22 protein-coding genes are annotated in these 24,885 nt (G+C 65.7%); 16 read left to right on the top strand and 6 right to left on the bottom strand.

All coding sequences use genetic code 11. The features are described 5' to 3' along the window. Window positions 1-7 precede the first annotated feature (7 nt). Complete coding sequence (locus S58_RS28350; protein ID WP_015668852.1) at window positions 8-646, bottom strand: 2-dehydro-3-deoxy-6-phosphogalactonate aldolase; 639 nt, start codon at window positions 644-646, stop codon at window positions 8-10. Between the two features lies 1 nt (window position 647). Further along, window positions 648-1,580 carry a 2-dehydro-3-deoxygalactonokinase gene (locus S58_RS28355; RefSeq protein WP_015668853.1) on the bottom strand — a complete coding sequence of 311 codons (933 nt, stop codon included), beginning with the start codon at window positions 1,578-1,580 and terminating at the stop codon, window positions 648-650. Between the two features lie 124 nt (window positions 1,581-1,704). Between S58_RS28355 and S58_RS28360 the strand changes: the two genes are divergently transcribed. The 3 genes from S58_RS28360 (at window position 1,705) to S58_RS28370 (ending at window position 3,948) form a co-directional block, all read left to right on the top strand. Further along, window positions 1,705-2,478 (top strand): DeoR/GlpR family DNA-binding transcription regulator, encoded by a 774-nt coding sequence (locus S58_RS28360; protein WP_015668854.1) that lies wholly within the window; start codon window positions 1,705-1,707, stop codon window positions 2,476-2,478. Between the two features lie 32 nt (window positions 2,479-2,510). Beyond that, window positions 2,511-3,647 (top strand): MFS transporter, encoded by a 1,137-nt coding sequence (locus S58_RS28365; RefSeq protein ID WP_015668855.1) that lies wholly within the window; start codon window positions 2,511-2,513, stop codon window positions 3,645-3,647. A gap of 61 nt (window positions 3,648-3,708) precedes the next feature. Further along, window positions 3,709-3,948 carry a DUF378 domain-containing protein gene (locus S58_RS28370; RefSeq protein WP_015668856.1) on the top strand — a complete coding sequence of 80 codons (240 nt, stop codon included), beginning with the start codon at window positions 3,709-3,711 and terminating at the stop codon, window positions 3,946-3,948. Between the two features lie 5 nt (window positions 3,949-3,953). Here the strand turns inward: S58_RS28370 and S58_RS28375 are convergent, their stop codons facing one another. After that, window positions 3,954-4,916: a cation diffusion facilitator family transporter gene (locus tag S58_RS28375; protein WP_015668857.1), complete on the bottom strand. Its 963-nt coding sequence runs from the start codon at window positions 4,914-4,916 to the stop codon at window positions 3,954-3,956. A 189-nt stretch (window positions 4,917-5,105) separates the two neighbouring features. Between S58_RS28375 and S58_RS28380 the strand changes: the two genes are divergently transcribed. After that, entirely contained in the window at window positions 5,106-5,567 is a 462-nt protein-coding gene (locus tag S58_RS28380) for a nucleoside deaminase (RefSeq protein ID WP_015668858.1), read from the top strand. Between the two features lie 53 nt (window positions 5,568-5,620). Here S58_RS28380 and S58_RS28385 read toward each other — a convergent pair whose 3' ends face one another. Next, complete coding sequence (locus S58_RS28385; protein ID WP_042340985.1) at window positions 5,621-6,715, bottom strand: hypothetical protein; 1,095 nt, start codon at window positions 6,713-6,715, stop codon at window positions 5,621-5,623. A 570-nt stretch (window positions 6,716-7,285) separates the two neighbouring features. Between S58_RS28385 and S58_RS28390 the strand changes: the two genes are divergently transcribed. From S58_RS28390 to S58_RS28430, 9 genes are all read left to right on the top strand, one after another. Next, the gene (locus S58_RS28390) at window positions 7,286-8,854 is read left to right on the top strand and encodes an ABC transporter ATP-binding protein (RefSeq protein WP_015668860.1); all 1,569 of its coding nucleotides are present in this window, start codon (window positions 7,286-7,288) and stop codon (window positions 8,852-8,854) included. Then, window positions 8,838-9,929: an ABC transporter permease gene (locus S58_RS28395; RefSeq protein ID WP_015668861.1), complete on the top strand. Its 1,092-nt coding sequence runs from the start codon at window positions 8,838-8,840 to the stop codon at window positions 9,927-9,929. Before S58_RS28390 ends, S58_RS28395 begins: the two co-directional genes overlap by 17 nt. After that, window positions 9,916-10,833 (top strand): ABC transporter permease, encoded by a 918-nt coding sequence (locus S58_RS28400; RefSeq protein ID WP_015668862.1) that lies wholly within the window; start codon window positions 9,916-9,918, stop codon window positions 10,831-10,833. The genes S58_RS28395 and S58_RS28400 overlap by 14 nt, the downstream gene beginning before the upstream one ends. An 83-nt stretch (window positions 10,834-10,916) precedes the next feature. Continuing rightward, window positions 10,917-11,996 carry a BMP family ABC transporter substrate-binding protein gene (locus S58_RS28405; RefSeq protein ID WP_042340986.1) on the top strand — a complete coding sequence of 360 codons (1,080 nt, stop codon included), beginning with the start codon at window positions 10,917-10,919 and terminating at the stop codon, window positions 11,994-11,996. A 170-nt stretch (window positions 11,997-12,166) separates the two neighbouring features. Further along, the gene (locus tag S58_RS28410; protein ID WP_015668864.1) at window positions 12,167-13,765 is read left to right on the top strand and encodes an ABC transporter substrate-binding protein; all 1,599 of its coding nucleotides are present in this window, start codon (window positions 12,167-12,169) and stop codon (window positions 13,763-13,765) included. Between the two features lie 309 nt (window positions 13,766-14,074). Next, a complete protein-coding gene (locus tag S58_RS28415) occupies window positions 14,075-15,085 on the top strand; it encodes an ABC transporter permease subunit (protein WP_015668865.1) in 1,011 nt (336 codons plus the stop codon). Next, on the top strand, window positions 15,082-15,993 hold the full coding sequence (locus S58_RS28420) for an ABC transporter permease subunit (protein WP_015668866.1): 912 nt from the start codon (window positions 15,082-15,084) through the stop codon (window positions 15,991-15,993). The genes S58_RS28415 and S58_RS28420 overlap by 4 nt, the downstream gene beginning before the upstream one ends. A 27-nt stretch (window positions 15,994-16,020) precedes the next feature. Beyond that, window positions 16,021-17,055 carry an ABC transporter ATP-binding protein gene (locus S58_RS28425; RefSeq protein WP_015668867.1) on the top strand — a complete coding sequence of 345 codons (1,035 nt, stop codon included), beginning with the start codon at window positions 16,021-16,023 and terminating at the stop codon, window positions 17,053-17,055. Further along, window positions 17,052-18,029 (top strand): peptide ABC transporter ATP-binding protein, encoded by a 978-nt coding sequence (locus S58_RS28430; RefSeq protein WP_015668868.1) that lies wholly within the window; start codon window positions 17,052-17,054, stop codon window positions 18,027-18,029. The genes S58_RS28425 and S58_RS28430 overlap by 4 nt, the downstream gene beginning before the upstream one ends. A 9-nt stretch (window positions 18,030-18,038) precedes the next feature. Here S58_RS28430 and S58_RS28435 read toward each other — a convergent pair whose 3' ends face one another. Next, window positions 18,039-19,385 (bottom strand): 8-oxoguanine deaminase, encoded by a 1,347-nt coding sequence (locus S58_RS28435; protein ID WP_015668869.1) that lies wholly within the window; start codon window positions 19,383-19,385, stop codon window positions 18,039-18,041. Window positions 19,386-19,535: 150 nt separating this feature from the next. Here S58_RS28435 and S58_RS28440 point away from each other — a divergent pair, with 150 nt between their 5' ends. From S58_RS28440 to S58_RS28450, 3 genes are read left to right on the top strand one after another with little or no spacing between them, the layout of a single operon-like run. Then, window positions 19,536-20,363 (top strand): FAD binding domain-containing protein, encoded by an 828-nt coding sequence (locus S58_RS28440; RefSeq protein ID WP_015668870.1) that lies wholly within the window; start codon window positions 19,536-19,538, stop codon window positions 20,361-20,363. Further along, a complete protein-coding gene (locus S58_RS28445; RefSeq protein WP_015668871.1) occupies window positions 20,360-23,074 on the top strand; it encodes a molybdopterin-dependent oxidoreductase in 2,715 nt (904 codons plus the stop codon). The genes S58_RS28440 and S58_RS28445 overlap by 4 nt, the downstream gene beginning before the upstream one ends. A 30-nt stretch (window positions 23,075-23,104) precedes the next feature. Then, window positions 23,105-24,502: a nucleobase:cation symporter-2 family protein gene (locus S58_RS28450; RefSeq protein WP_015668872.1), complete on the top strand. Its 1,398-nt coding sequence runs from the start codon at window positions 23,105-23,107 to the stop codon at window positions 24,500-24,502. 17 nt (window positions 24,503-24,519) lie between these two features. Here the strand turns inward: S58_RS28450 and S58_RS28455 are convergent, their stop codons facing one another. Beyond that, window positions 24,520-24,822, bottom strand: a complete 303-nt coding sequence (locus S58_RS28455) for a hypothetical protein (RefSeq protein WP_015668873.1) — start codon at window positions 24,820-24,822, stop codon at window positions 24,520-24,522. Between the last annotated feature and the right edge of the window lie 63 nt (window positions 24,823-24,885).

The following is a 24,885-nucleotide window of genomic DNA, read 5'->3' on the forward strand; positions in this document are numbered from 1 at the left end:
TCGGCCCTCACGCCGACGCCGTGGCTTCGTCATAGGCGCGCACGGATGCGCGCGCGGTCGCACGCACATCGCTCGCAGTCATGCCCGGCTTGTACAGGCTCGAGCCGAGACCGAAGGCGCGCACGCCGGCCGCGACGTAGGAGGCGAGATTGGTGTCCGACACGCCGCCGACAGCGCCGACCACGACGCCCTTCGGCAACACGGCGAGTTGCGCCGCAATTCCCGACGGGCCGAGCACCGAGGCCGGGAAAAACTTCAGAGCCGAGGCGCCGCAGCGCAACGCGAGAAATGCTTCGCTCGGCGTGAGCACGCCGGGCATCGTCACCATGTCGTAGGCCTGCGCCGTCGCCAGCACTTCCGCATCGACGTTCGGACTGACCATCAGGCGGCCGCCGGCCTCCGCGACCCTTACGCAGTCCGGCGCATTGACGACCGTCCCTGCGCCGATCAGGCACTGCTTGCCGAACCGTGTCGCCAGGCGCTCGATCGAGACGAACGGATCCGGCGAGTTGAGCGGAACCTCGATCATCTCGAAGCCTGCCTCGATCAGGACATCGACGATCCCTTCCGCCTCGTCGGGCTTGATGCCGCGCAAGATCGCAACCAGGGACCGCTTCACAACCGGCCAGGCAACGGACTGTGTCATATCAAAAACGCGCTCCCCAGATCTGCCGCGCGGCCTTGATCAGGCCGCGGCGCGACGCCTGCTCGGCATCGCATTCGTTCACGTCGAAACCAGTCACAGCCAGCGCCTCACGATAGAGCTGGCCGAGCCGGCCTGCTCCGATCAATCGCAGCGGAAGCTCGGCACCGAAGCGCGCGCGAGCATCGGCGATCTCGGCACCGATCAGAAGTCCCGAGAGCCGTGCAGCTCCATCCGACCGCTGCTCGAAGCCGAGCAGTTGCGCCGCGCGCAGCCGAAACAGCGCGCTGGTCAAGCTGGTCGGCGCAGCCAATATCGACGCAAGGCCCGCGCGGAACGGCCCGCCGTCCTCCGCGCCTGATCCACCGGGCTCGACGGCGTGCACCAGGATGCTGTGCTGGGAGATGACCGCGAACAACTCTCCCGTCATATAGGTGGCGAAATCGATCACCGCGCCGGCGTCGATGCGGATCCACTTGCTATGGGTCCCGGGGATGCAGACGATCCCGCTGAAATCCGGCTCGGTGACGCCAAGGAGTTGGGTTTCTTCGCCGCGCATCACGTCCGGCTGATCCGGCCGCGCCTGCGCGAGCCCCGGCAGGATCCTGACATCGCCGTCCGTGGCGACGCGGATCGCGCCGGCGTGCAGCGCATCGAGACGGGTGGGCGTGTGCAGGTACGGTGCCTCGGCCCAGCCTTGCCGTGCGCCGGCCATGCCGCAGATCAGCACCGGCACATCGGCCGATGCGCCGAGCTTCGCCAGATGATCGGCCAGCACTGGCGCGAAGCCGGATGTCGCGCAATGCAACATGCCCTCGCCACCACGGCTCTCGGCCAACTCCGTCCCGTCGCCAGCCATCAGCCAGGCGCGAAAGCTGGAGGTTCCCCAGTCGACGGCGACAAAGGCCGGCGCTGCTGACGAATAGACCGCGGTCACACCCTGCTCCCGAACAGTTCGACGTGCTGGCAATGGCACGCCCGGCGGGCCGCGCAAACAACAAATTGCGCGATGCACGATTATGCACGTTGTCATTCTCGTTTGTGCATGATATCGAGGCGACATGTCGGACCTTCCATTGGCTCGCCGCGACCAGATCGCCGGTCGCCTCTCTGCGGGGCAAGCGGTCATCGCCGCCGCCCTCGCCAACGAATTCGGCGTCTCCGAGGATGCGATCCGGCGCGATCTGCGCGCGCTGGCTGCCGAGGGACGCTGCCGCCGGGTGTATGGCGGCGCATTGCCCATCGCCGGCGGCATGACACCGATGGCGGCGCGGATCGGGCAGGACCGCGAACGCAAGCTGGCGCTCGCCCGGACGGCCGTCCGCAGCATCGCGCGCGGCGAATTTCTCTTCCTCGACAGCGGCAGCACCAATCTCGCACTCGCTGAGGTCCTACCCGACGATTTCGACCTCACCATCGCGACCAACGCCGTCGACATTGCCGCGGCCGTGCTGCACCGGCAGGACCTGCATCTGATCGTGATCGGCGGCTCCGTTCACGCCGCAGTCGGCGGCTGCGTCGACGCTGACGCCCTGATGCAGGTGCAGCGCTTGAACATCGACCGCTGCTTTGTCGGCGCCTGCGCGGTGTCGGCGCAAGGCGGCATCAGCGCGCTTGATCCGACGGACGCAGCCTTCAAGCGGACGCTGCTGTCGCTGAGCCGCGTGAGCGTCGCCATGGTCACAAATGAGAAGCTCGAAACCCGGGCGCCTCACCGGATCGCCGCCGCCAAGACGATCAGCCAGACAATCGTCGAGCATGACGCGCCGGCGGCCCGGCTTGCCCTGCTCAGACGGGCGGGAGCCACGATCGTGACGGCCAGCCCGCCCGCATGACGGCGCCTTCCAGAGTTTCAGGAACCCTCCAAATGACTTCTGATCACCGCGCGGCGCGGCTCGCGACCCGCCTGGCCTTTTTCGTCGCCGGCTTCGGCATCGCCTGCTGGGCACCGCTGGTGCCGTTCGCCAAGCAGCGGCTCGGCGTCGATGATGCGACGCTCGGGCTGCTGCTGCTCTCACTCGGCGTCGGCTCGGTCGCATCGATGCTGGCCGCCGGACTCCTGAGCGCCCGTTACGGCAGTAGGCCCGTCATCATCGTCAGCGGCATCGGGCTGCCACTGTTCCTGCCGCTGCTGGCGATTGCAGCAACGCCGGCGACACTCGCGCTCGCATTGTTCGCATTCGGCGCGGCGCTGGGCTCGCTCGACGTCGCCGTGAACATCCAGGCAATCGAGGTCGAGCGGCTCAGCGAGCGGCCGCTGATGTCCGGCTTCCACGCGCAGTTCAGCATCGGCGGCTTTGCAGGCTCCGGCGTGATGACCGCGCTGCTCGCGGTCGATGTCGCGCCCCTGCCCGGCACGCTGGCCTGCTGCGCGCTCGCCCTGGTCGCGATGATTGTCGCGGCCCCACGCCTGGTGGCCAACAAACCCGCTCAGTCGGGTCCTCTGCTCGTGCTTCCACACGGCGCGGTGCTGCTGCTGGCCGCGCTGGCTGCGATCATGTTCCTGGTCGAAGGTGCGATGCTCGATTGGAGCGCATTGCTGCTGACCGGCTCGGGCCGCCTGCCCGCTGCTCAGGCCGGGCTCGGCTACATCATGTTCTCGATCGCGATGACCGCCGGGCGTCTCGTCGGCGATGGCGTCGTCGCAAGGGTCGGCGATCGCGCGACGTTGCTGTGGGGTAGCGCCATCGCGATCGTGGGCTTCGTCCTGCTGCTGACGGTTCCCTCAGTTCTGACTGCCATGGCAGGCTTTGCACTGATCGGCCTCGGCGCGTCGAACTTGGTCCCGGTGCTGTTTCGCCGGGCCGGCGCACAGACCGCGATGCCGGTCGGCCTTGCAGTCGCTGCCGTCACCACCGCCGGCTACTCCGGCGTGCTACTCGGGCCGGCCGGCATCGGCTTCGTCGCGGCGGCGACCAGCCTGCCGGCTGCATTCTGGATCCTGGCCGCACTGCTCGTCATCGTGCTGCTGAGCGCGCCTTTGGTCGCACGAACGCAGCCTTAGGAACGAGCCGCCCCTGCTCGGTTTGACCCGGCACCTCATGCCTCGGCCAAGGAGCAGAACCGTGCGCGCACTCAACATCGTGACTCTCATTCTCGTCATCGTCGGAGGATTGAACTGGGGCCTCGTCGGCCTGTTCGACTTCGATCTCGTCACCGCGATCGTCGGCAACGGCGCCGCAGAAACCGCGACGTCTTCCCCTATCGCCAGGGTCGTCTACGTCCTCGTCGCTCTCTCCGCGATCTACCAGATCGGCATGTTGGTGCGGCTTACGTCGGCACGCAGCGACGTGGTCTACCGCTAACGACCTCAGGCGGGAGCCGAACCATCATGCAGCCGGCGTTCGCGTAGTTCCTGGAAGCGAACGCTGGTCTGCGGCTTGACGAACAGCGCCGCAATGACCGGATGGCGGGCCCTGAGCTCGGTCTCGATCGCGACGACGGCACGTTCGATGTCGTCCGCGCGCATATCATCGGCGAACTCGATGCTGAGCGCGACCACGACCTGCTGCGGCGACAGTTGCACAGTAAGTAGACCATTCGCGGCACGCACCCCCTTCACGTGCCGCGCAATCTCGATGACCGAGCGCGCCAGCTCCGGGTCCGCCGGCTCGCCGATGAGAAGGCTCTTGCTTTCTCGCGCCAGTACGATCGAGGTGACCGCAAGCACCAGTCCGATGAGGATCGAGCCGATACCGTCCCATGCCGGCTCCTCGAAGGCCACGGCCGCCGCAGTCGCCGCAGCGGCAATGAGGATGCCGATCAATGCGGCACTGTCCTCGAATACGACCATGAAGGCTGGCGGATCCTTGCTGCGCCGGAAGGCCTCGACATAAGACAGGCCCGGGGCAGCCGCGCGAAAGCGCCGCACCGCCACCCACCACGAGCCTGCCTCGAACACAAATGAGAGGCCAAGCACGACGTAGCTCACCGTCGGGCTCTCGATCGGAACGGGCTGCATCAAATGCGCGACGCCCTCGTACAGCGAGACGCCCGCCCCCAGCGCGAACAGCAGCAGCGCGACGATGAAGCTCCAGAAGTAGAGTTCACGCCCGTAACCGAGTGGATGCAGCCGATCCGGCGGGCGGCTTGCGCGATGAAATCCATACAGCAGCAGCAGCTCGTTCGAGGTATCGACGACCGAGTGGATCGCCTCGCTCATCATCGCCGAACTGCCGGTCCAGACGGCCGCTGCAATCTTCGTGCAGGCCACCAGGACGTTGCCGACAAGCGCGGCATAGACGGCGATCTTGGAATCTGCGTTTGCCGCCATTTCGCCTGCCTGCCATCCGCGCTCTTGGTGCGCCGGGAAACGCGAGTTGCGGGCATCGGTTCCGCCACGCTTGCGCAGCTCGTCTCGTGAGCGCAGGATCGCTCAATCCGCGAATGGGTCCAGGCGATGACGGCACAGACAGACGAGGCAGGAGATGAACGGGGGCTGTCCGGCACAAGCGAGCGCGATATGCGTTTCCTGCGCCACAGCTTCGCGGTCGCCCGCCGCGCGATGTCGCACGGCAATCATCCGTTCGCTGCCGTCCTCGTCGATGCCGACGGTCACGTGCTGATCGAAGCTGAAAACGGCTACATGCCAGGACGCGATGCCACGGCGCATGCCGAGCGGCTGCTCGCGACCCAGGCCTGCACGACGATCGCGCCCGAGATCAGGGCCGCGTCGACGCTGTATTCTTCAGCCGAGCCCTGCGCGATGTGCGCCGGCGCGATCTATTGGGCAGGCGTCGGGCGTGTGGTCTATGGGCTGAGCGAACGGCGGCTGCGCGACTTCACCGGCGACCATCCGGAAAACCCGACGCTCGACCTGCCCTGCCGCGACGTCTTTGCGAGCGGACAGCGCAGGACGGAGGTCGAGGGTCCGCTGCTGGAGGACGAAGCCGCCGCGCTGCATGAAGGCGTCTGGGACAGATAGAGAAGGCGCCGCGACCCGGGTCACGGCGCCTTCTTCAGTTCCTTCGATCGGTATCAGAACTTGACGGTCACGCCGCCATACACCGTTTCTTCGGTACAGCTCGCATTTCCGACGCAGACCGCGCTGGCCTTGTGGTCGAGACCAAACTTGTTCTGCCAGTAACGATAGGCCACCCAGACGTCCACGAAGTGGGAGTACTTGTCCCCCATGAAGGCCTTGGAAGCATCAAAGGTCAGACGAATCGGCTCCGAGTTGAACTCGATCGCAGTCTTCGTGCCAGGCAGCGGGCTGTTCTCGTTGCCCTTCTCGCCATACCAGGCGGCGCGGCCGCTGATCGACCAGAACTGCATGTTCGGGGGCAGGAAGCCGAGATCCATGTAGTAGTTCAGCTCGAGGGCCCAGGTTGGATTGAAGCTGCGGTTGCCGTCGTTCAGGCAGTTCACACCCGGAACGGCCGCAGCCGGAAGCTGCCAACCGGCGCCACACTGCGTGAAGGCATTGCGATTGTAGAACTCATAGTAAAGCAGCGGAGCGGCGTTGAAGTAGCCCTTGTAAGGCAGGTCGAATGCGAACTGCAGACCGGCAACCATCGAGCGCTTGGCCGGCGAGAGATAGTTGTTCTCGGTGTTGGCGTCCATGCCCACCTCGAACGAGATGTTGTGCAGCGGCCCCATCGTGAAGGCGTTGGTGTTGAAGATCTGATTCCAGCCGAATGTCGAGCGGAACAGGCCGTAGATCTCGGTAGCACCTTCGCACGAGGCGGGCGTAGCTACGCCTGTGCCGGGATTGAAGATCACGCCGGCATTGGTGCAGGGGTTGGCGGGATCGTTGTGATCCGACTTGAACATCGAGATGGTGAAGAAGTTGGTCCCGTACTGCCAGACGTCGAAGTGGCTGAACGAATAGACCTGTTTGGCCGTGGTGCTGTTGATGCCGCCGCCCGGCCGCGTCGAAAATACGCCAGGATCCGTCCCCTTTGGCATCCAGGAGAAGCTGACGCGGTTGTCGACGACGAGAAAGAACGGCAGGTCCGCCGCCTTCTTCGCGACCGCCTTGGCCGGCAGATCGGCCGCTCCGGCGGGAGCCGCGGACGCCAGGACTGCCGCGCCGAGCGCAATGGCAGCGGCAATGGATTTATAGAACGACATGTAGAACACCCCCAATTAGCAAGCACCGATTCCGGACTTGCATGCACACTTGCCCGGTTGCTTCAGCGCGAGAAGCCTCAACTTTTTCCAGGCATTGCCCGCACTTTGATCAAGCTTCCGCCGCATTGCGGCGGCGCGGGCATCCATCGGGTTCCAGGAGATGGGACGATTGGCCGCGGCTCCGGCTCACGCCCAATCAATCTTGCCGCTTCACAATGTTGAGGTTTTTCTGGCCGACAGGGCGCGGCCTTCGAACCGCATCCGCGAACGATCGGGTCACTGGGCGCGGCGCGCGCCACGCATTGAATGACGCTGCTCATCCAACGGGCAGACTGCTGCGGTGGACGGATTTCCGCAAACTGTCGTAAAAGTGCCACACGTCAGCTCGCCGACCTCCCTAAGCGATCGATTGCAGCGCGAGAGCTCTGCAACCACCAGCGCACCGCAGTGTTGCAGGGAGGGCGAGCCGTCTTGTGCAAGAGTTGGGCAGAGGATGGCGCTTTTCGCCTCTTACGCACAGCCGCAAATTAGCTCACAATTGAGGCAGTTCCATTCCCTGCCACGAAGCAAATGACTGACCCCGCGCCGTCCGATCCTCATACGACGCATCCGCTCCTGCAAACGATCGGATTGACCAAGCGCTATGGCGATTTCCTCGCCAACGACAGGATCGACATCGAGATCTTCCCGCGTGAGATTCACGCGCTGCTGGGCGAGAACGGCGCCGGCAAGTCGACCTTGGTCAAGACCATCTACGGGCTGGTGCAGCCAAGCGCCGGCGAGCTGCGCTGGCAGGGGGCGCCCATCAAGCTGTCGGGACCCGCCGAAGCGCGGGCGCTCGGCATCGGCATGGTGTTCCAGCATTTCTCGCTGTTCGACAATCTGACGGTCGCCGAAAACGTGGCGCTCGGGCTCGACGGCAAGGAGCCGTTCAAGGCGATCTCGGCGCGGCTTGCCGACGTCGCGCGCGACTACGGCCTGCCGCTCGATCCGAAGCGCGAGGTCTGGCAATTGTCGGTCGGCGAGCGGCAGCGCATCGAGATCGTGCGCGCGCTGATGCAGAACCCGAAATTCCTGATCCTGGACGAGCCCACCGCCGTGCTGACGCCGCAGGAGGCCGACCAGCTGTTCGTGGTGCTGGAGCGCCTGAAGGCGGAAGGCCGCGCCATCCTCTACATCAGCCACAAGCTCGATGAGGTGAAACGGCTGTGCGACACCGCCACCATTTTACGCGGCGGCAAGAAGGTCGCGACCTGCAATCCGAGGCTCGAGACCGCGGCTTCGCTCGCCCGCATGATGGTTGGCGCCGACATCAAGGAAGTGAAGCCTCCCGCCGAACGGCGCACGACGGTCCCGCGCCTGGTGGTGAACGATCTCACCCTCGAGCCCGGCGAACTGCACGGCATCCGCCTGCAGAGCATTTCATTCGAGTTGAAGGGCGGCGAAATTCTCGGCATCGCAGGCGTCGCGGGCAACGGGCAGGACGAGTTGTTTGCCGCGCTCTCCGGCGAGCGTCTGGTCAAGGAGCCCGGCACCATCATCATCGACGGCCTCGCCTGCGGCAACCTCTCGATCACGCAGCGGCGCAAAATGGGCGCAGCGTTCGTGCCGGAGGAGCGGCTCGGGCATGGCACCGCGCCTCGCATGAAGCTGTCGGAGAATGCGCTGCTGACGGGGCACGCCGCCAGCGACATGGTGAGTCACGGCTTCATCAATTCCGCGGCGACGCTGCGCACCGTCGACCGCACCACCGAGGCGTTCGATGTCCGCAAGGCCAAGCGCGACCCTGAGGCCGCCAGCCTGTCGGGCGGCAATCTGCAGAAATTCGTCGTCGGCCGCGAGATCCTGCGGACGCCGGCGGTGCTGATCGTCAACCAGCCGACCTGGGGCGTCGACGCCGGCGCGGCCGCCATCATCCGCCAGGCGCTGATTGATCTCGCGAGTGCCGGCGCCGCCGTGCTGGTCACCAGCCAGGACCTCGACGAGTTGATCGAGATCGCCGACCGGATCGCCGTGATGTTTCACGGGCATTTGTCAGAAGCGCTGCCGCGCGCCGAGGCGACGCGCGAAAGATTGGGGCTGCTGATGGGCGGCGCCAGTCTCGACCAGAAGGAGTCGGCGCATGCAGCTCGTGCTTGAGAAACGCGCCGAGCGCTCGCGCGCCATTGCGCTCGTCTCACCTCTGATCGCGATCGGCCTCACGCTGGTGACCATGAGCGTGCTGTTCGCCCTGCTCGGCAAGAATCCGATCACCGCGCTCGGCGTCTACTTCATCGCGCCGCTCACCGACAGCTATTCGCTGCAGGAGATCGCGTTGAAGGCGACGCCGCTGGTGATGATCGCGATCGGGTTGTCGCTGTGCTATCTCGCCAACGCCTGGAACATCGGCGCCGAAGGCCAATTCCTGATCGGCGCCGTCGCCGGCAGCTGGATCGCCGTGGCGACGCAGGGCACCGAGGCCGGACATTGGGTGCTCCCGGCGATGCTGATCGCAGGCGCCGTCGCCGGTGCGCTCTACGCGCTGATCCCGGCGCTGTGCCGTGTGAAGTTCGGCGCCAGCGAAATTCTCACTAGCCTGATGCTGGTCTATGTTGCCGACCTCCTGCTCGACTATCTCGTGCGCGGACCCTGGCGTGACCCGGCCGGCTTCAACTTCCCGACGACGGCGGAGTTCGATCCGGTCGCGACGGTGCCGGTCCTGATCGAGGGCGGGCGACTGCATCTCGGCAGCATCATCGCGCTGATCGTCGTCGCCGGGGCCTTCGTGCTGCTCGAACGGACGATCAAGGGTTTCGAGATCCGCGTCGTCGGCGTGGCGCCTCGCGCCGCGCGCTTCGGCGGCTTCAACGCCAACCAGCTGATCCTCCTGACCTTCGCCGCATCCGGCGCGCTCGCCGGCCTCGCCGGCATCATCGAGGTGGCGGGACCGATCGGGCATCTGCAACCGGGCATCTCGCCAGGCTACGGCTTCACCGCAATCATCGTCGCCTTCCTCGGGCGGCTCAATCCGGTTGGAATATTAATTGCAGGACTTTTCCTCGCGCTGACGTTCATTGGGGGGGAGCAGGCCCAGATCACGATGAAGATTCCGCTCGATGTGACCAAGGTGTTCCAGGGCATCCTGCTGTTCTACGTGCTCGCCTGCGATTCCCTCATCCTCTACCGGTTCAAGCTCGTGTTCGCATCGCGGCAGGTTCAAAGTGGTGCTGGTTGAAGCAATCATCCTGTCGGTGCTGGCTGCATCGACGCCGCTGCTGCTGGCAGCGACCGGTGAACTCGTCACCGAGCGCGCGGGCGTTCTCAACCTCGGCGTCGAGGGCATGATGATCGTGGGTGCGGCCTGCGGCTTCGGCGGCGCATGGCTCTCAGGATCAATCATCGTCGGCGCGCTCTGCGGCATCGTGGCCGGCATGGCCATGTCGCTGATCTTCGCATTCATGACCCTCGGCCTTGCCGTGAACCAGGTGGCGACGGGCCTGGCGCTGACCATTCTCGGAATCGGCCTGTCCGGCCTGATCGGCGCGCGTTTCGTCGGCGAACGCATCACCAGCGCGCCGCACCTCTCCATTCCCGGCCTCAGCGACATCCCGCTGATCGGCCGCATCCTGTTCGGGGAAGACGCCTTCGTCTATTTGTCTCTGGCCTTGATCGTCGCGGTCTGGTGGTTCCTCTATCGCAGCCGCGCGGGTCTCGTGCTGCGAGCCTGCGGCGACAATCACGTCTCGGCCCACGCGCTGGGCTATCCCGTGCTGCGCATCCGCATGCTGGCCGTGCTGTTCGGCGGCGGCTGCGCGGGCCTCGCCGGCGCCTATCTGCCGCTCGCCTACACGCCGTTCTTCATTCCGGGCATGACCGCAGGCCGCGGCTGGATCGCGCTGGCGCTGGTCGTGTTCGCGTCGTGGCGGCCGGGCCGCCTCGTCATCGGCGCCTATCTGTTCGGCGCGGTGACCATCCTGCAGCTGCATGCGCAAGGGGCCGGCGTCGGCATTCCGTCGCAGTTCATGTCGGCGCTGCCCTATCTCGCCACCGTGATTGTGCTGGTGCTGCTGTCGCGCGCCCGGACCGGCGGTTCGACCGCGCCTGCCGCGCTGGGAACGGTGTTCGTGCCGGATCGCTGACGACTTCATCCGGGCGCCAGCGGTGGGGCGCGACGCTCGGGATCACCCAGTTTTCCCCTCACTGTTTGGAGATATTGACGATGATGATGAAAAGGCTTCTGGGGGCTGCCGCCGCGCTGGTGCTGGTGGGAAGCATCGCCGCAACAGCTCACGCCGAAGACAAGCTGAAGGTCGGATTCATCTATCTCGGACCGATCGGCGATCTCGGCTGGACCTATCAGCACGAACTGGCGCGCCAGGCGCTGGTGAAGGAGTTCGGCGACAAGATCGAGACGACCTATCTGGAGAACGTGCCGGAAGGCCCCGACTCCGAGCGCGCCATCGAGCAGCTGGTCCGCGCCGGCAACAAGCTGATCTTCACGACCTCGTTCGGCTACATGGATCCGACCCTGAAGGTCGCCAAGAAGTACCCCAACGTGCATTTCGAGCACTCGACGGGCTACAAGCGCGACAAGAACATGTCGACCTATTCGGCGCGCTGGTATCAGGGCCGCTACATCCAGGGCCAGATTGCGGCGAAGATGTCGAAGGCCGGCGTGCTCGGCTATATCGGCTCGTTCCCGATTCCCGAAGTCGTCTCGGGCATCAACGCCACGATGCTGGGCGCGCAGTCGATCAATCCCAACATCAAGGTCAAGATCATCTGGGTGAACACCTGGTTCGATCCGGGCAAGGAGGCGGACGCCGCCAAGGCGCTGCTCGACCAGGGCGCCGACATCATCATGCAGCACACCGACAGCCCGGCGGCAATGCAGGTCGCGGCCGAGCGCGGCAAGCTCGCCTTCGGCCAGGATTCCGAGATGATCAAGTTCGGCCCCAAGGCGCAGCTGACCTCGATCCTCGACACCTGGGGCCCCTACTACATCGCCCGCGTCAAGGCCGAGCTCGACGGCACCTGGAAGTCCGAGGACACCTGGGGCGGCCTGGACTCCAAGATGTTCGAGATGGCGCCCTATACCAACATGCCCGACGACGTGAAGAAGATGGCGGAGGAGACCCAGGCGGCGATCACCGCGGGCAAGCTGCATCCGTTCAAGTGCCCCGTGCTCGGCCAGGACGGCAAGGAAGTCGAGTGCAAGGGCGGCGCGAATCTCGCCGACGGCCAGATCCTCGGCATGAACTTCTACGTCAAGGGCGTCGACGACAAACTCCCCGGCAAGTAGTCGAAGTAGACGACCGATCACCCTGCCGGGCTCGCGGCAGGGTGATCGCTACTCGCGCATGAGTTGGACCTTTTGCTAGTTGGACCTTTTGTTGCGGCGGATGATGCGGTACATCATTACCCGATCGCATCGTGTGGCACGGCCGTCAGCCGTAACCCGGAGTTCCAACCGTGAACAGATCCATCCTGCTCGTTGCTATCTGCACGTCGGCGCTACTGACTGCTCCGGCCGCCTTCGCCAAGACCCTGGTTTTCTGCTCCGAGGGCAGCCCGGAGAACTTCTATCCCGGCATCAACACGACCGGGACGTCGTTCGATGGCAATGAGCCGATCTACAATCGCATCGTCGAGTTCGAGCGCGGCGGCACGCAGGTCGGGCCCGGCCTCGCCGAATCATGGACGATCTCGCCCGACGGCACCACCTACACGTTCAACCTGCGCAAGGGCGTGAAATGGCATGCGACCTCGAAGTCGTTCAAGCCGACACGCGACTTCAATGCCGACGACATTCTGTTCTCGATCGAGCGGCAATGGAAGGAAGAAAATCCCTATTTCAAGGTGACGAGCCCGAACCATTCCTATTTCGGCGACATGGCGATGCCGAAACTTTTGAAGTCGGTCGAGAAGATCGACGACTATACGATCAAGGTGACCCTCAATCAGCCGGAAGCTCCTTTCCTCGCAGATCTCGCGATGCCGTTCGCCGCGATCCAGTCGAAGGAATATGCCGATGCGATGCTCAAGGCCGGCACGCCCGAGAAGATCGACCAGGATCCGATCGGCACCGGTCCATTCTATCTGGTGCAGTACCAGAAGGATGCCGTGATCCGGTACAAGGCATTCCCGCAATATTGGGGCGGCAAGGCCAAGATCGATGACCTCGTCTATGCGATCACGCCGGATGCATCCGTTCGCTGGGCCAAGCTGCAGAAGGGCGAATGCGACGTGATGCCCTATCCGAACCCGGCCGATATCGACACGATCCGGAAGGACCCGAACGTCACCGTGCTGGAGCAGCCAGGCCTCAACGTCGGCTATCTCGCCTTCAATACGCAGAAGAAGCCGTTCGACGACGTGCGCGTGCGTAAGGCGCTGAGCATGGCGATCAATAAGAAGGCGATCATTGACGCCGTCTATTTGTCGACCGGCATCGCGGCCAAGAATCCGATCCCGCCATCGATGTGGTCGTACAACGATGCCGTCAAGGACGATCCCTATGACCCCGAGGCGGCGAAGAAGCTGCTGGCCGATGCCGGATTCCCGAATGGCCTTGAGACCGATCTGTGGGCCATGCCGGTGCAGCGGCCCTACAATCCGAACGCCAAGCGCATCGCTGAGCTGATGCAGGCCGACCTCGCCAAGATCGGCGTCAAGGCCGAGATCAAGTCGTTCGAATGGGGCGAATACCGCAAGCGCCTGCAGGCCGGAGAGCACCAGATGGGCATGTACGGCTGGACCGGCGACAATGGCGATCCCGACAATTTCCTGCACACCTTGCTTGGCTGCGCCTCGGCGTCGGGATCGGGATCGAACATCGCCAAATTCTGCTACAAGCCGTTCGACGATCTGGTCATGAAAGCCAAGACCGTCAGCGACCAGGCCGAGCGCGCCAAGCTCTACGAGCAGGCCCAAGTTGTCTTCAAGGAGCAGGCACCGTGGTTCACCATCGCCCATGCGGTGCAGTTGAAGCCCGTCAGCAAGCGCGTGATCGACTTCAAGCTGTCGCCGTTCGGCCGCCACAGCTTCTATGGTGTGGACGTCAAGGACTAGCGGACCGCGGGAGAAGCGGACGAAGTTGCTCCGCCGCTTGCCCGCTGAGAGCTAAGCTGTAGTGCAGGAGACGGTAGGCTCCCTCTCCCCGTTCTTCACGGAGAGAGGGCTGGGGTGAGGGGCAGACGCGCGAGCGGTGCAAGTTGGTTAGACCTGTATCCCCTCACCCGGATTGCATCTGACGATGCAATCCGACCTCTCAGCGCGAGCGAAGCTCGTCGCGGCCCCGCAAGCGTGGAGAGGTGAACACCGAGTCCGCCGCGACATGTCTGCACGACCTAGCCCTTCCGGGAAATCACAGAGAACGGCATGCTTCGCTTTGCTTTCACCCGACTCAGCCTCGTGGTTCCGACCTTCATCGGCATCACGCTGCTCGTGTTCGTGCTGATCCGCCTCATCCCCGGCGATCCGATCGAGACGATGGCCGGCGAGCGCGGCATCGATCCGGCACGCCTCGCGCAACTGCGCAAGGACTACGGCTTCGATCGGCCCGTGCTGGTCCAATATGGTTTCTATCTGTCGCGGCTGGCGCATGGCGACCTCGGCCGTTCGATCGTCACCCATGAGCCGGTGATTGCCGAATTCCAGACCTTGTTCCCCGCGACGGTGGAATTGTCGGTTTGCGCGATCCTGTTTGCGCTCTGCGTGGGGCTGCCGGCCGGCATCATCGCTGCGGTCCGGCGCAATTCGATCTTTGACCACGGCGTGATGGGGGTCTCGCTCACCGGCTATTCGATGCCGATCTTCTGGTGGGGGCTGCTGCTGATCCTGCTGTTTTCAGTGCAGCTTGGCTGGACGCCGGTGTCGGGCCGGATCGCCGTGCAGTACTACATCGAACCGGTCACGGGCTTCCTGCTGATCGATACGCTGCTGGACGGCGATGTCGGCGCGTTTCGTTCGGCCCTGGCGCATCTCGTCTTACCGACGATCGTGCTCGGAACGGTGCCACTCGCGGTGATCGCCCGCATGACGCGGTCCGCCATGCTGGAGGTCCTCGGCGAGGACTACATCCGAACCGCCCGTGCCAAGGGGCTGCCACCCATCCGCGTGATCGCGATCCACGCCTTGCGCAATGCGCTGATCCCGGTGGTGACGGTGATCGGGCTGCAGGTCGGCGTGCTGTTCACGGGCGCCATTCTCACCGAAACCATCTTTTCCTGGCCGGGCGTGGGCAAATGGCTGATCGAGGGCATCAACCGCCGCGACTATCCGGTGCTGCAGGGCGGCACGCTGTTGATCGGCGCGATCGTCATGACCGTCAATCTGCTGGTTGACATCGCCTATGGCCTGATCAATCCCCGCATCCGGTACACGCGATGAGCGCCGAGAACCTCCCATCACACATCGTCGTGGCGCCGGCAGGCGCGCCGCCATCCCCGTTGCTGGAGTTCTGGCACGACTTCACGAAAAATGCGGGAGCCGTGGCCGGGCTCGTCGTGATCGCAGTGCTGATCCTGCTTGCGCTGTCGGCCGATGGCGTCGCGCCGCATTCGCCTGTTCTCACCAACAATGCGGTGTTCCTGAAGCCTCCGTTTTGGCAGCAGGGCGGTTCGCTCAGCTACCCGCTCGGCACCGACGCAATCGGGCGCGATATCCTGTCCCGTCTCATCCATGGCGCGCGGCTTTCGCTGCTGATCGGCATCGCCGTGGTGACGTTGTCGGTGATAGCGGGCACCATCCTCGGCCTGGTCGCAGGCTTTTTCCGCGGCGTGACCGAGATCGCGATCATGCGACTGATGGACATCACGCTGACCTTGCCGAGCCTTCTGCTCGCGATCGTGATCGTCGCCATCCTGGGGCCGGGCCTGATGAATGCCATGCTGGCGGTCGCGATCGTGCTGCTGCCGCACTACGTACGGATCGCGCGCGCCGCCGTGATCACCGAGGTCTCGAAGGACTACGTCATCGCGGCCAAGGTCATGGGCGCCGGCCGGCTGCGCCTGATGTTCAAGGAGGTTCTGCCGAATTGCGCGGCTCCGCTGATCGTGCAGGCGACACTCGGTATTTCCACCGCGATCCTGGATGCGGCCGCGCTCGGTTTCCTTGGTCTCGGCGCGCAGCCGCCGTCGCCCGAATGGGGAACCATGCTGGCGGACGCCCGCGAATTCGTGCTGCGAGCCTGGTGGGTCGTCACCTTGCCCGGCCTTGCGATTCTGGTGACCGTGCTGGCCTTCAACCTGTTCGGCGATGGCTTGCGCGACGCGCTCGATCCCAAGCTCAAACGATGATGCACCCAGGAGAGTGAAGGCGATCCGATGCCGCTTCTCGAGATCGAAAATCTGTCGGTCGCATTTCCGTCGCGGAACGGCATGGTCCGCGCCGTGGATGGCGTCAGCATCACGCTCGACAAGGGCGAGGTGCTGGGGATCGTCGGCGAGTCCGGGTCCGGCAAGAGCGTCGGCATGCTGGCGCTGATGGGACTGGTGCCCTACCCCGGCCAGGTCCAGGCCGACAAATTGCTGTTCGAGGGACGTGATCTGCAGACCTTGTCCGACCGCGAGCGGCGCGCCCTCACCGGCAAGGACGTCGCGATGATCTTCCAGGAGCCGACGACGTCGCTCAATCCGTCCTTCACGATCGGCTATCAGCTGGCCGAGACGCTGCGCATCCACGAGGGAATGGATCGCAAGGCGGCGCGGCGGCGGGTGATCGAATTGCTGGAGCAGGTCGGCATTCCCGCCGCAGAGAGCAGGCTCTCCGCCTATCCGCACCAACTCTCCGGCGGCATGAACCAGCGCGTCATGATCGCGATGGCGATCGCCTGCAATCCGAAGCTCCTCATTGCCGACGAGCCGACGACGGCGCTCGACGTCACCATCCAGGCCCAGATCCTCGATCTCCTGCTGTCGCTGCAGCGCGACCGCGGCATGGCGCTGATCCTCATCACCCACAACATGGGCGTGGTCTCGGACACGACCGAACGGGTCGCGGTGATGTATGCGGGGCAGATCATGGAGCAGCGCCCGACTTCGAGCCTGTTCGCCTCGCCGCAGCATCCCTACACGGCCGCCTTGCTGGCGGCGCGCCCGGAAGCGAGCGACGGCGGGCGACTCGCCACCATCCCCGGCGTGGTGCCCGGCGCCTACGACCGGCCGCCCGGCTGCCTGTTCAGCCCGCGTTGTATCTATGCGACCCCGCTGACCGATGAGGTGCGTCCCGAGCTGCGTCCCTGGAGCGATGGCCTGGTGCGTTGTCATTATCCCCTCGGTGATCCGACGCGAGAGGAGCGGATCGCGACCGATCGGCGCCGTGCCGGCGCGACGATCCAGCCACGCGAGACCGCGTCATGACGGCGCTCGTCACCGCCGACGGGCTCAAGCGCAGCTACGAGGTCAAGCAGGGCCTGTTCCGCGCCCCGGCGCAACTGCAGGCCGTCGGCGGCGTGTCCTTCGCCATCGACGCCGGCAAGACGCTGGCGGTCGTCGGCGAATCCGGTTGCGGCAAGTCGACTCTCGCGAGGCTCGTCACGCTCATCGAGAAGCCGAATGCCGGCACGCTCACGCTCGACGGGCTCGACGCCGTCCATCCTCCGGCAAGCGCTGCAAAGACCTTGCGGCGCACCGTGCAGATCGTGTTCCAGAATCCGTATGGCTCGCTCAATCCGCGCAAGCGGGTCGGCGCCATTCTCGAGGAGCCGCTGGTCATCAACACCAGTCTGTCGAAGCAGGAGCGGCGCGCGCAGGCGCTCGACATGATGGCCAAGGTCGGACTGCGGCCTGAGCATCATGGCCGTTATCCGCACATGTTCTCCGGCGGCCAGCGGCAGCGCATCGCGATCGCGCGTGCCTTGATGTTGCGGCCGAAGCTTTTGGTCGCCGACGAGCCGGTCTCCGCGCTCGACATGTCGGTGCAGGCGCAGGTGCTCAACCTGCTGGCTGATCTGCAGCGCGAGCTGGGGCTCGCTTATCTCTTCATCTCGCACGACCTCGGCGTGGTCAGGCACATCGCCGACGACGTGCTGATCATGTATCTCGGGCTTGTGATGGAGCACGGGCCGAAGGAGCGCATCTTTGCCCGCCCGCTGCATCCCTATGCGCAGGCCCTGGTCGACGCGACGCCGGGCCTCGGCCGCAAGCGTCAGCGCATCGTGCCCAAGGGCGAGTTGCCCTCGCCGCTCGACCCGCCGGCCGGCTGCGTGTTTTCGACCCGCTGCCCCTATGTGACCGATCTCTGCCGCACGCAGCGCCCGCCGCTGCGTCCGCTCGACGGCCGCCTCGTCGCCTGTCATTACGCCGAGCGCTTCCTGGACACGGAGGTGGCCTGACAATCGTCTTCACCCCGCCTGCATCCGACTCGCCGCCGCGCTGTGGCGCCGGATCAGCCCGGTGACGTCGAGCCCCGGAATGGCGCCGTCGATCACCGTCCAGCGGCCACCGACCATGACGCGATCGGCGCGATGCGCGCCGCACAGCACGAGTGCTGCGATCGGGTTGCCGGCCCCGGAGAAGCGCAGCTCGTCGAGCTTGAACAGCGCTAGATCCGCCGCTTTCCCCACCGAGATCTCGCCAAGCTCAGGCCGGCCGACGCAGGCCGCCGAGCCCTTCGTCGCCCAGCGCAACGCATCCTTGTGGCTGATCTTCCCGACGCCATAGCGCGCCCGCTGCAGCAGGAACGCCGCGCGTACCTCCTGCATCAGGTTGGAGCCGTCGTTGGAGGCCGAGCCGTCGACGCCCAAGCCTATTCCAACGCCAGCCTCTTCCATCTCGCACACCGGACAGCAGCCGGAGGCGAGCAGCTGGTTCGAGCAGGCGCAGTGGCTGATGGTGGTGCTCGCTTTGCCGAGCCGCTTCATCTCGTCGGCATTGAAGAAGATGCCATGCGCGAGCCAGGTACGCGGACCGAGCCAGCCGTTCTGCTCGAGATAATCCAGCGGACGGCAACCGAACATCGCCTCGCAGAAGCGGTTCTCGTCCTCCGTCTCTGCCAGATGCGTGTGCAGGCGCAGGTCGAGTTTGTCGGCGAGTGCAGCCGTCTTCTGCATCAGGGATCCCGTCACCGAGAATGGCGAGCACGGCGCCAGTGCGATCTGCACCATCGCGTCCGGCCCGCGCTCGTGATATTTCGCGACCACGCGCTCACTGTCGGCGAGGATCGTGTCCTCGTCCTGCACCACGCTGTCCGGCGGCAGGCCGCCGTCGCGCTCGGACAGATTCATCGAGCCACGGGTCAGCAGCACCCGGATGCCGAGCCGTTTCGCGGCGGCGACCTCGATGCCGACGGCATCCTCGAGGCCGGCGGGAAACACGTAATGATGGTCGGTCGTCGTGGTGCAGCCCGACAGCATCAGCTCCGCCATGGCGACGGTGACCGCCGCATCCAGCGCCTCGGGCGTCAGCTTCGCCCAGATCGGATAGAGCGCCTTCAACCAGGGGAACAGCTCGCGATCCATCGCGGCCGGCAGCGCCCGCGTCAGCGTCTGGTAGAAGTGATGATGCGTGTTGATCAGCCCGGGGATGACGACATGCGCGCTGGCATCATAGGTCACCGCGCCCGGCGTGGCAGGCTCGGCGCCGGCCGGGACAAGCTCGACGATGCGGCCGTCCTGCACGACGACGCCACGTTCCGCGCCCTCGGCCAGGATGGCGAGCGGGTCCTTGATCCAGATCGGCGCGTTGCTCATGGCTGTATCTCGCTGCGGAGGCGTTCGCGTTTGCTGGTCACTTGTGCTGGTCACTTGCAAGCGAAGGGCCAAGGTCATCCTATTGCCAGTTGGCGCTGGTCTTGCAAGGATTTCACCGGCGAAACTGTTCGCCGGCGAGCCTGCGTCACCATGGATCTGAACACCATTGCCGAGGTCGTGCGACCGAGAACGCGGGCTGAGCTGCCCGCCTGGCAGGCAGGCGATGCCTGGCTGGCCGGCGGGACCTGGCTGTTCTCGGAACCCCAGGTGCATCTGTCGCGGCTGATCGACCTGACCGATCTCGCCTGGCCGACGCTCGCGGTCAGCGACAGCGGCCTCACGGTCGGGGCCACTTGCACCGTCGCAGAACTCGACGCCCTGCAATGCCCTGCCGACTGGACGGCTGCTCCGCTGATCGACCAATGCTGCCGCGCGTTCCTGGCCTCGTTCAAGATCTGGAAGACCGCGACCGTTGGCGGCAACCTCTGCATGTCGCTCCCGGCCGGCCCGATGATATCGCTGCTCGCAGCACTCGAAGGGGTCTGCACGATCTGGAAGAGCGACGGCAGCGAGCAGCGCATCGGGGTCGCCGACTTCGTCACGGGCAATAACGGCAACGTTCTCGGTCGTGGCGACCTGCTGCGCCAGATCGACATCCCGCTTGCGGCGCTGAAGCGGCGCACCGCGTTCCGCCAGATCGCGCTGACGCCGGTCGGCCGCTCCGGCGCGCTGCTGATCGGCACGCTGGGCCGCGACGGCGACCTGCTGCTCACCGTCACCGCGTCGACCGTGAAGCCGTTGCAGCTGCGCTTTGCTGCCATGCCCGGCACAGACGAGCTGCGCTCGGCCATCACGCACGACATTCCCGATGCGCTTTATCATGATGATGTCCACGGCAAGCCTGCCTGGCGCAAGGCCATGACCTTGCGCCTCGCCGAGGAAATCCGCGCTGAACTTGCGGGCGGTGCGCGCCCATGAGCGTGATCGTCAACGGCAAGGCGGTCGATGCCGCGCCGCGCCCAGGGCAATGCCTGCGCACGCTTCTGCGCGACACCGGCCATTTCGGCGTCAAGAAGGGCTGCGACGCCGGCGACTGCGGCGCCTGCACCGTGCTGCTCGACGGCGAGCCGGTGCACAGTTGCCTGATCCCGGCATTCCGCGCCGATGGCAAAGTGGTGACGACGGTCGAAGGCCTCGCCACCGACGACGGACTGCATCCGATGCAGCAAGCCTTTCTCGACGCGCAAGCCTTTCAATGCGGCTTCTGCACCGCCGGCATGATCGTCACCTGTGCCTCGCTGAACCAGGCGCAGAAGAAGGATCTCGGCGCGGCGCTGAAGGGCAATCTGTGCCGCTGCACCGGCTATCGCGCGATCGAGGATGCGCTGCTGGGCCGCACCAATATCGAAGAGGTCGCGGCCGGCGAAGCTTTTGGCCGCAGCCTGCCCGCGCCGGCAGGGCCGGATGTCGTCCGGGGACGGGCGCACTACACGTTCGATACGGCGATCGAGGGCCTGCTGCGTATCAAGCTGCTGCGCTCGCCGCATGCTCACGCGCGCATCGTCGGCATCGACAAGACGGCCGCGCTGGCCGTGCCCGGCGTGCACGCGGTGCTGACGCATGAGGATGCGCCGGCGATGCTGTTCTCGACGGCGCGCCACGAGCAGGCCTGGATGGATCCGGCCGACACGCGCGTGCTCGACGACGTCGTCCGCTTCATCGGCCAGAAAGTCGCGGCCGTCGTCGCCGAAAGCGAGGCCGCCGCCGAAGAAGGCTGCCGGCGGCTCGTCGTCGACTACGAGATCCTGCCTGCCGTCGTCGATCCCGCCGCAGCGATCGCGCCCGGTGCACCGGTGATCCACGCCGGCCGCGGCAGCGAGCATCGCATTGCCGACGTCCATCGCAATATCGTCGCCGAGACCCACGGCGAGTTTGGCGACGTCGCCACCGCGCTCGCGGCTTCTGCCGCGACCTACGAAGGCACCTTCACGACGCAACGTGTCCAGCATGCCGCGCTGGAGACCCACGGCGGTCTCGCCTGGCTCGACGACGCCGGCGTCCTCAACGTCCGTTCCAGCACACAGGTGCCCTTCCTGACGCGGCGGGCGCTGTGTGAGATCTTCGCGCTCGCGCCCGACAAGGTCCGCGTGTTCTGCGAGCGCGTCGGCGGCGGCTTCGGCGGCAAGCAGGAGATGTTCGTCGAGGACATCCTGGCGCTCGCAGCGTTGAAGACCGGGCGCCCCGTCAAGCTCGAATTCACCCGCGAGGAGCAGTTCATCGCCACCTCGACGCGTCACCCGATGCGCGTCACCGTCAAGGCCGGCGCCGACAAGGATGGCAAGCTGACCGCGCTGCAGCTCGATGTACTCTCCAACACCGGCGCTTACGGCAATCACGCCGGGCCCGTGCTGTTTCACGCCTGTGCCGAGTCGATCTCGGTCTACAATTGTCCGAACAAGAAGGTCGACGCGGTCGCGGCCTACACCAACACGGTGCCGGCCGGTGCCTATCGCGGCTACGGCCTGCCACAGACGACCTTTGCGGTCGAAGCGGCCATCGACGAGCTCGCGATCCAGCTCGGCATCGACCCCTTCGAGATACGACGCCGCAACATGGTCAAGTGCGGTGATCCCATGCTGTCGCCGCCGGGCTCCGAGCATAGCGACGTGCTGTACGGCTCCTACGGGCTCGACCAGTGCATCGATCTGGTCGAGCGCGCCATGGCCGAGCCGACACCCGCGCCGGACTTGTCTGCGGACTGGCTCAAGGGAGACGGTATCGCGCTGACGATGATCGACACTGTACCGCCCGATGGCCACATCGCCGATACGACCATCAGCCTGCGCGGCGACGGCGGCTTCGTGCTCACGGTGGGCACCGCCGAGTTCGGCAACGGCACCAGCACGGTGCATCGCCAGATCGCCGCGACCGTGCTCGGCACGACGGTCGACCGTATCGCGCTCGCGCAGTCCGACACCGCTCATGGCGGCCACGACACCGGCGCCTATGGCTCGACCGGAACATTCGTCGCCGGCCGCGCCACGCAAGCTGCAGCCGAGGCGCTTGCCGGTAAGCTCAAGAGATTCGCTGCCGATCGCTGGAACGTCGGTGCTGCAGAGTGCCAGGTCGCCGATGACGCGGTCATCTGCGGCACGCGGCGCCTCTCGTTCGTTGGTATCGCCGGGACGACCGGAACGCGGCTTTCCGCCAGCGGCAATTCGCAAGGCACGCCGCGCTCGGTCGCGTTCAATGTCCAAGGCTTTCGCGTTGCCGTGAACAAGCACACCGGCGTGATCAGGATCCTCAAGAGCGTGCAGGCGGCGGATGCCGGCCGCGTCGCCAACCCGATGCAGTGCCGCGGCCAGGTCGAGGGCGGCGTCGCGCAAGCGCTGGGAGCTGCGCTGTACGAGGAGATCGTGATCGACGACACCGGACGCGTGGTCAATCCGCGCTTTCGTGACTATCATCTGCCGTCCTACGCCGACGTGCCACGCACCGAGGTGCTGTTCGCACAGACCACCGATGCCATCGGGCCGCTCGGGGCGAAGTCGATGAGCGAGAGTCCGTACAATCCAGTGGCGGCCGCGCTCGGCAACGCCCTGCGCGCGGCGACCGGCGTCCGCTTCACGGCGACGCCATTCAAGCCGGACCGGCTGTTTCCGCAGCTTCGGCAGACGTTTGGCGACTGAGACGATCATGGGGACGATCTGGGGGGAGACATGAGCGACAAGATTCATCCGGTCGACGAGATGCTGCCGGTGCCGAAGCTGCTCGCGCTCGGGCTGCAGCACGTGCTGGTGATGTATGCCGGCGCCGTCGCCGTGCCGCTGATCATCGGCCGCGCCTTGAAGCTGCCGCCGGAGGACGTCGCCTTCCTGATCAGCGCCGATTTGTTCGCCTGCGGCCTTGCCACGCTGGTGCAGTGCATCGGCTTCCCCGGCGTCGGCATCCGGCTCCCGGTGATGATGGGCGTCACCTTCGCCTCCGTCGGCCCGATGCTGTCGATGGCCACCTCCCCCGAAGTTGGACTGCTCGGCATCTACGGCTCGGTGATCGCGGCCGGCATCTTCGGCATCATCGTTGCGCCGTTCGTCAGCCGGCTGCTGCCGCTGTTCCCGCCGGTGGTGACCGGCACCATCATCCTGATCATCGGCATCTCCCTGATGCGGGTCGGCATCAACTGGGCGGGCGGCGGCCTGCCGACCATCAACAAGATCGTCGACGGCGTGCAGGGCGCCTTCCCCAATCCCAACTACGGCCAGCTCCAGGGCCTGGGCATCGCGCTGTTCGTGCTGCTGTTCATTCTCGGCCTGATCAAATGGGGCGCCGGCTTCGTCGCCAACGTCTCGGTGCTGCTCGGCATCGTCGCCGGCACAATGCTGGCGACCGTGCTGGGCGTGATGCATTTCGAGAAGGTCGCCGCTGCGCCTTGGGGCGCACTGGTGTTCCCCTTCAAGTTCGGCATTCCGCAATTCCACACCGTGCCGATCATCACGATGTGCATCGTCATGATCGTGGTCATGATCGAATCCCTCGGCATGTTCCTGGCGCTGGGCGAAATGACCGGCAAGCCCGTCGATCGCGAGGCGCTGTCGCGCGGCCTGCGCGCCGACGGCGTCGGCACACTCCTGGGCGGCATCTTCAACACCTTCCCCTACACCTCGTTCTCGCAGAATGTCGGCCTCGTCTCCGTCACCGGCGTGCGCTCGCGCTGGGTTACGATCACCGGCGGCGTCATCATGCTGCTGCTCGGGCTGCTGCCGAAGATGGCCGCGCTCGTCGAGGCCGTGCCGCAGGTCGTGCTCGGCGGCGCCGGGCTCGTGATGTTCGGCATGGTCGCGGCGACCGGCGCGCGCATCCTCGCCAATGTCGACTTCAAGACCAACCGCTTCAACCTGTTCATCGTCGCGATCTCGGTCGGCTTCGGCCTGATCCCGCTCGCCGCGCCCGGCTTCTTCCACAACCTGCCGCGCGAGCTGCAGCCGCTGCTGGACTCCGGCATCCTGCTGTGCGCCATCGTCGCCGTGCTGCTGAACGCGTTCTTCAACGGGCTGGGCAGCGGCAAGACGGCAGAGGCCGACGCGGCCTCCGCCGCATCGTCGGCGCAGCACGTGTGAGGCGACGGATGGCTGCGCTACTGCTTGGGCCGGCGATCGTAGGACCAGCCGAACAGGCCGCCCCGCTCGGTCTCGGGCTCTGGCTCGGCGGCCGGCGCGGACTGCGCCGGCTGGGCTGCGGCTTGCGGCGGCGCGACCGGCTTCGGGATGCTCTCGCACTTCATCGAGTAGACGAGCTTGCCGTCCTCGGTGCGCCCGATCGGCGCGCAGGCATCGGCGCGCTTGGTGTTTCCCTTCGGCGCGGGCGCCGTCTGTGCCATTGCCGCTTGCGTCAGTGCAGTCTGCACCGCTACCAAAATGATCAGACCCAGTCTCTTCATCACAACCGCCTCGCGTCACTACCAGCCGCATTGAACGCAATCGAGACCTCGAAGTCTACCTCA

The organism is Bradyrhizobium oligotrophicum S58 (assembly GCF_000344805.1).
GTDB classification, from domain to species: domain Bacteria; phylum Pseudomonadota; class Alphaproteobacteria; order Rhizobiales; family Xanthobacteraceae; genus Bradyrhizobium; species Bradyrhizobium oligotrophicum.

Bases quoted from the DNA above. Each gene is read 5' to 3' on its own strand.
- S58_RS28350 (WP_015668852.1), bottom strand. From the start codon at position 646: ATGACACAGTCCGTTGCCTGGCCGGTTGTGAAGCGGTCCCTGGTTGCG.
- S58_RS28360 (WP_015668854.1), top strand. From the start codon at position 1,705: ATGTCGGACCTTCCATTGGCTCGCCGCGACCAGATCGCCGGTCGCCTC.
- S58_RS28365 (WP_015668855.1), top strand. From the start codon at position 2,511: ATGACTTCTGATCACCGCGCGGCGCGGCTCGCGACCCGCCTGGCCTTT.
- S58_RS28375 (WP_015668857.1), bottom strand. From the start codon at position 4,916: ATGGCGGCAAACGCAGATTCCAAGATCGCCGTCTATGCCGCGCTTGTC.
- S58_RS28380 (WP_015668858.1), top strand. From the start codon at position 5,106: ATGCGTTTCCTGCGCCACAGCTTCGCGGTCGCCCGCCGCGCGATGTCG.
- S58_RS28385 (WP_042340985.1), bottom strand. From the start codon at position 6,715: ATGTCGTTCTATAAATCCATTGCCGCTGCCATTGCGCTCGGCGCGGCA.
- S58_RS28390 (WP_015668860.1), top strand. From the start codon at position 7,286: ATGACTGACCCCGCGCCGTCCGATCCTCATACGACGCATCCGCTCCTG.
- S58_RS28395 (WP_015668861.1), top strand. From the start codon at position 8,838: ATGCAGCTCGTGCTTGAGAAACGCGCCGAGCGCTCGCGCGCCATTGCG.
- S58_RS28405 (WP_042340986.1), top strand. From the start codon at position 10,917: ATGATGAAAAGGCTTCTGGGGGCTGCCGCCGCGCTGGTGCTGGTGGGA.
- S58_RS28415 (WP_015668865.1), top strand. From the start codon at position 14,075: ATGCTTCGCTTTGCTTTCACCCGACTCAGCCTCGTGGTTCCGACCTTC.
- S58_RS28420 (WP_015668866.1), top strand. From the start codon at position 15,082: ATGAGCGCCGAGAACCTCCCATCACACATCGTCGTGGCGCCGGCAGGC.
- S58_RS28425 (WP_015668867.1), top strand. From the start codon at position 16,021: ATGCCGCTTCTCGAGATCGAAAATCTGTCGGTCGCATTTCCGTCGCGG.
- S58_RS28430 (WP_015668868.1), top strand. From the start codon at position 17,052: ATGACGGCGCTCGTCACCGCCGACGGGCTCAAGCGCAGCTACGAGGTC.
- S58_RS28435 (WP_015668869.1), bottom strand. From the start codon at position 19,385: ATGAGCAACGCGCCGATCTGGATCAAGGACCCGCTCGCCATCCTGGCC.
- S58_RS28440 (WP_015668870.1), top strand. From the start codon at position 19,536: ATGGATCTGAACACCATTGCCGAGGTCGTGCGACCGAGAACGCGGGCT.
- S58_RS28445 (WP_015668871.1), top strand. From the start codon at position 20,360: ATGAGCGTGATCGTCAACGGCAAGGCGGTCGATGCCGCGCCGCGCCCA.
- S58_RS28450 (WP_015668872.1), top strand. From the start codon at position 23,105: ATGAGCGACAAGATTCATCCGGTCGACGAGATGCTGCCGGTGCCGAAG.
- S58_RS28455 (WP_015668873.1), bottom strand. From the start codon at position 24,822: ATGAAGAGACTGGGTCTGATCATTTTGGTAGCGGTGCAGACTGCACTG.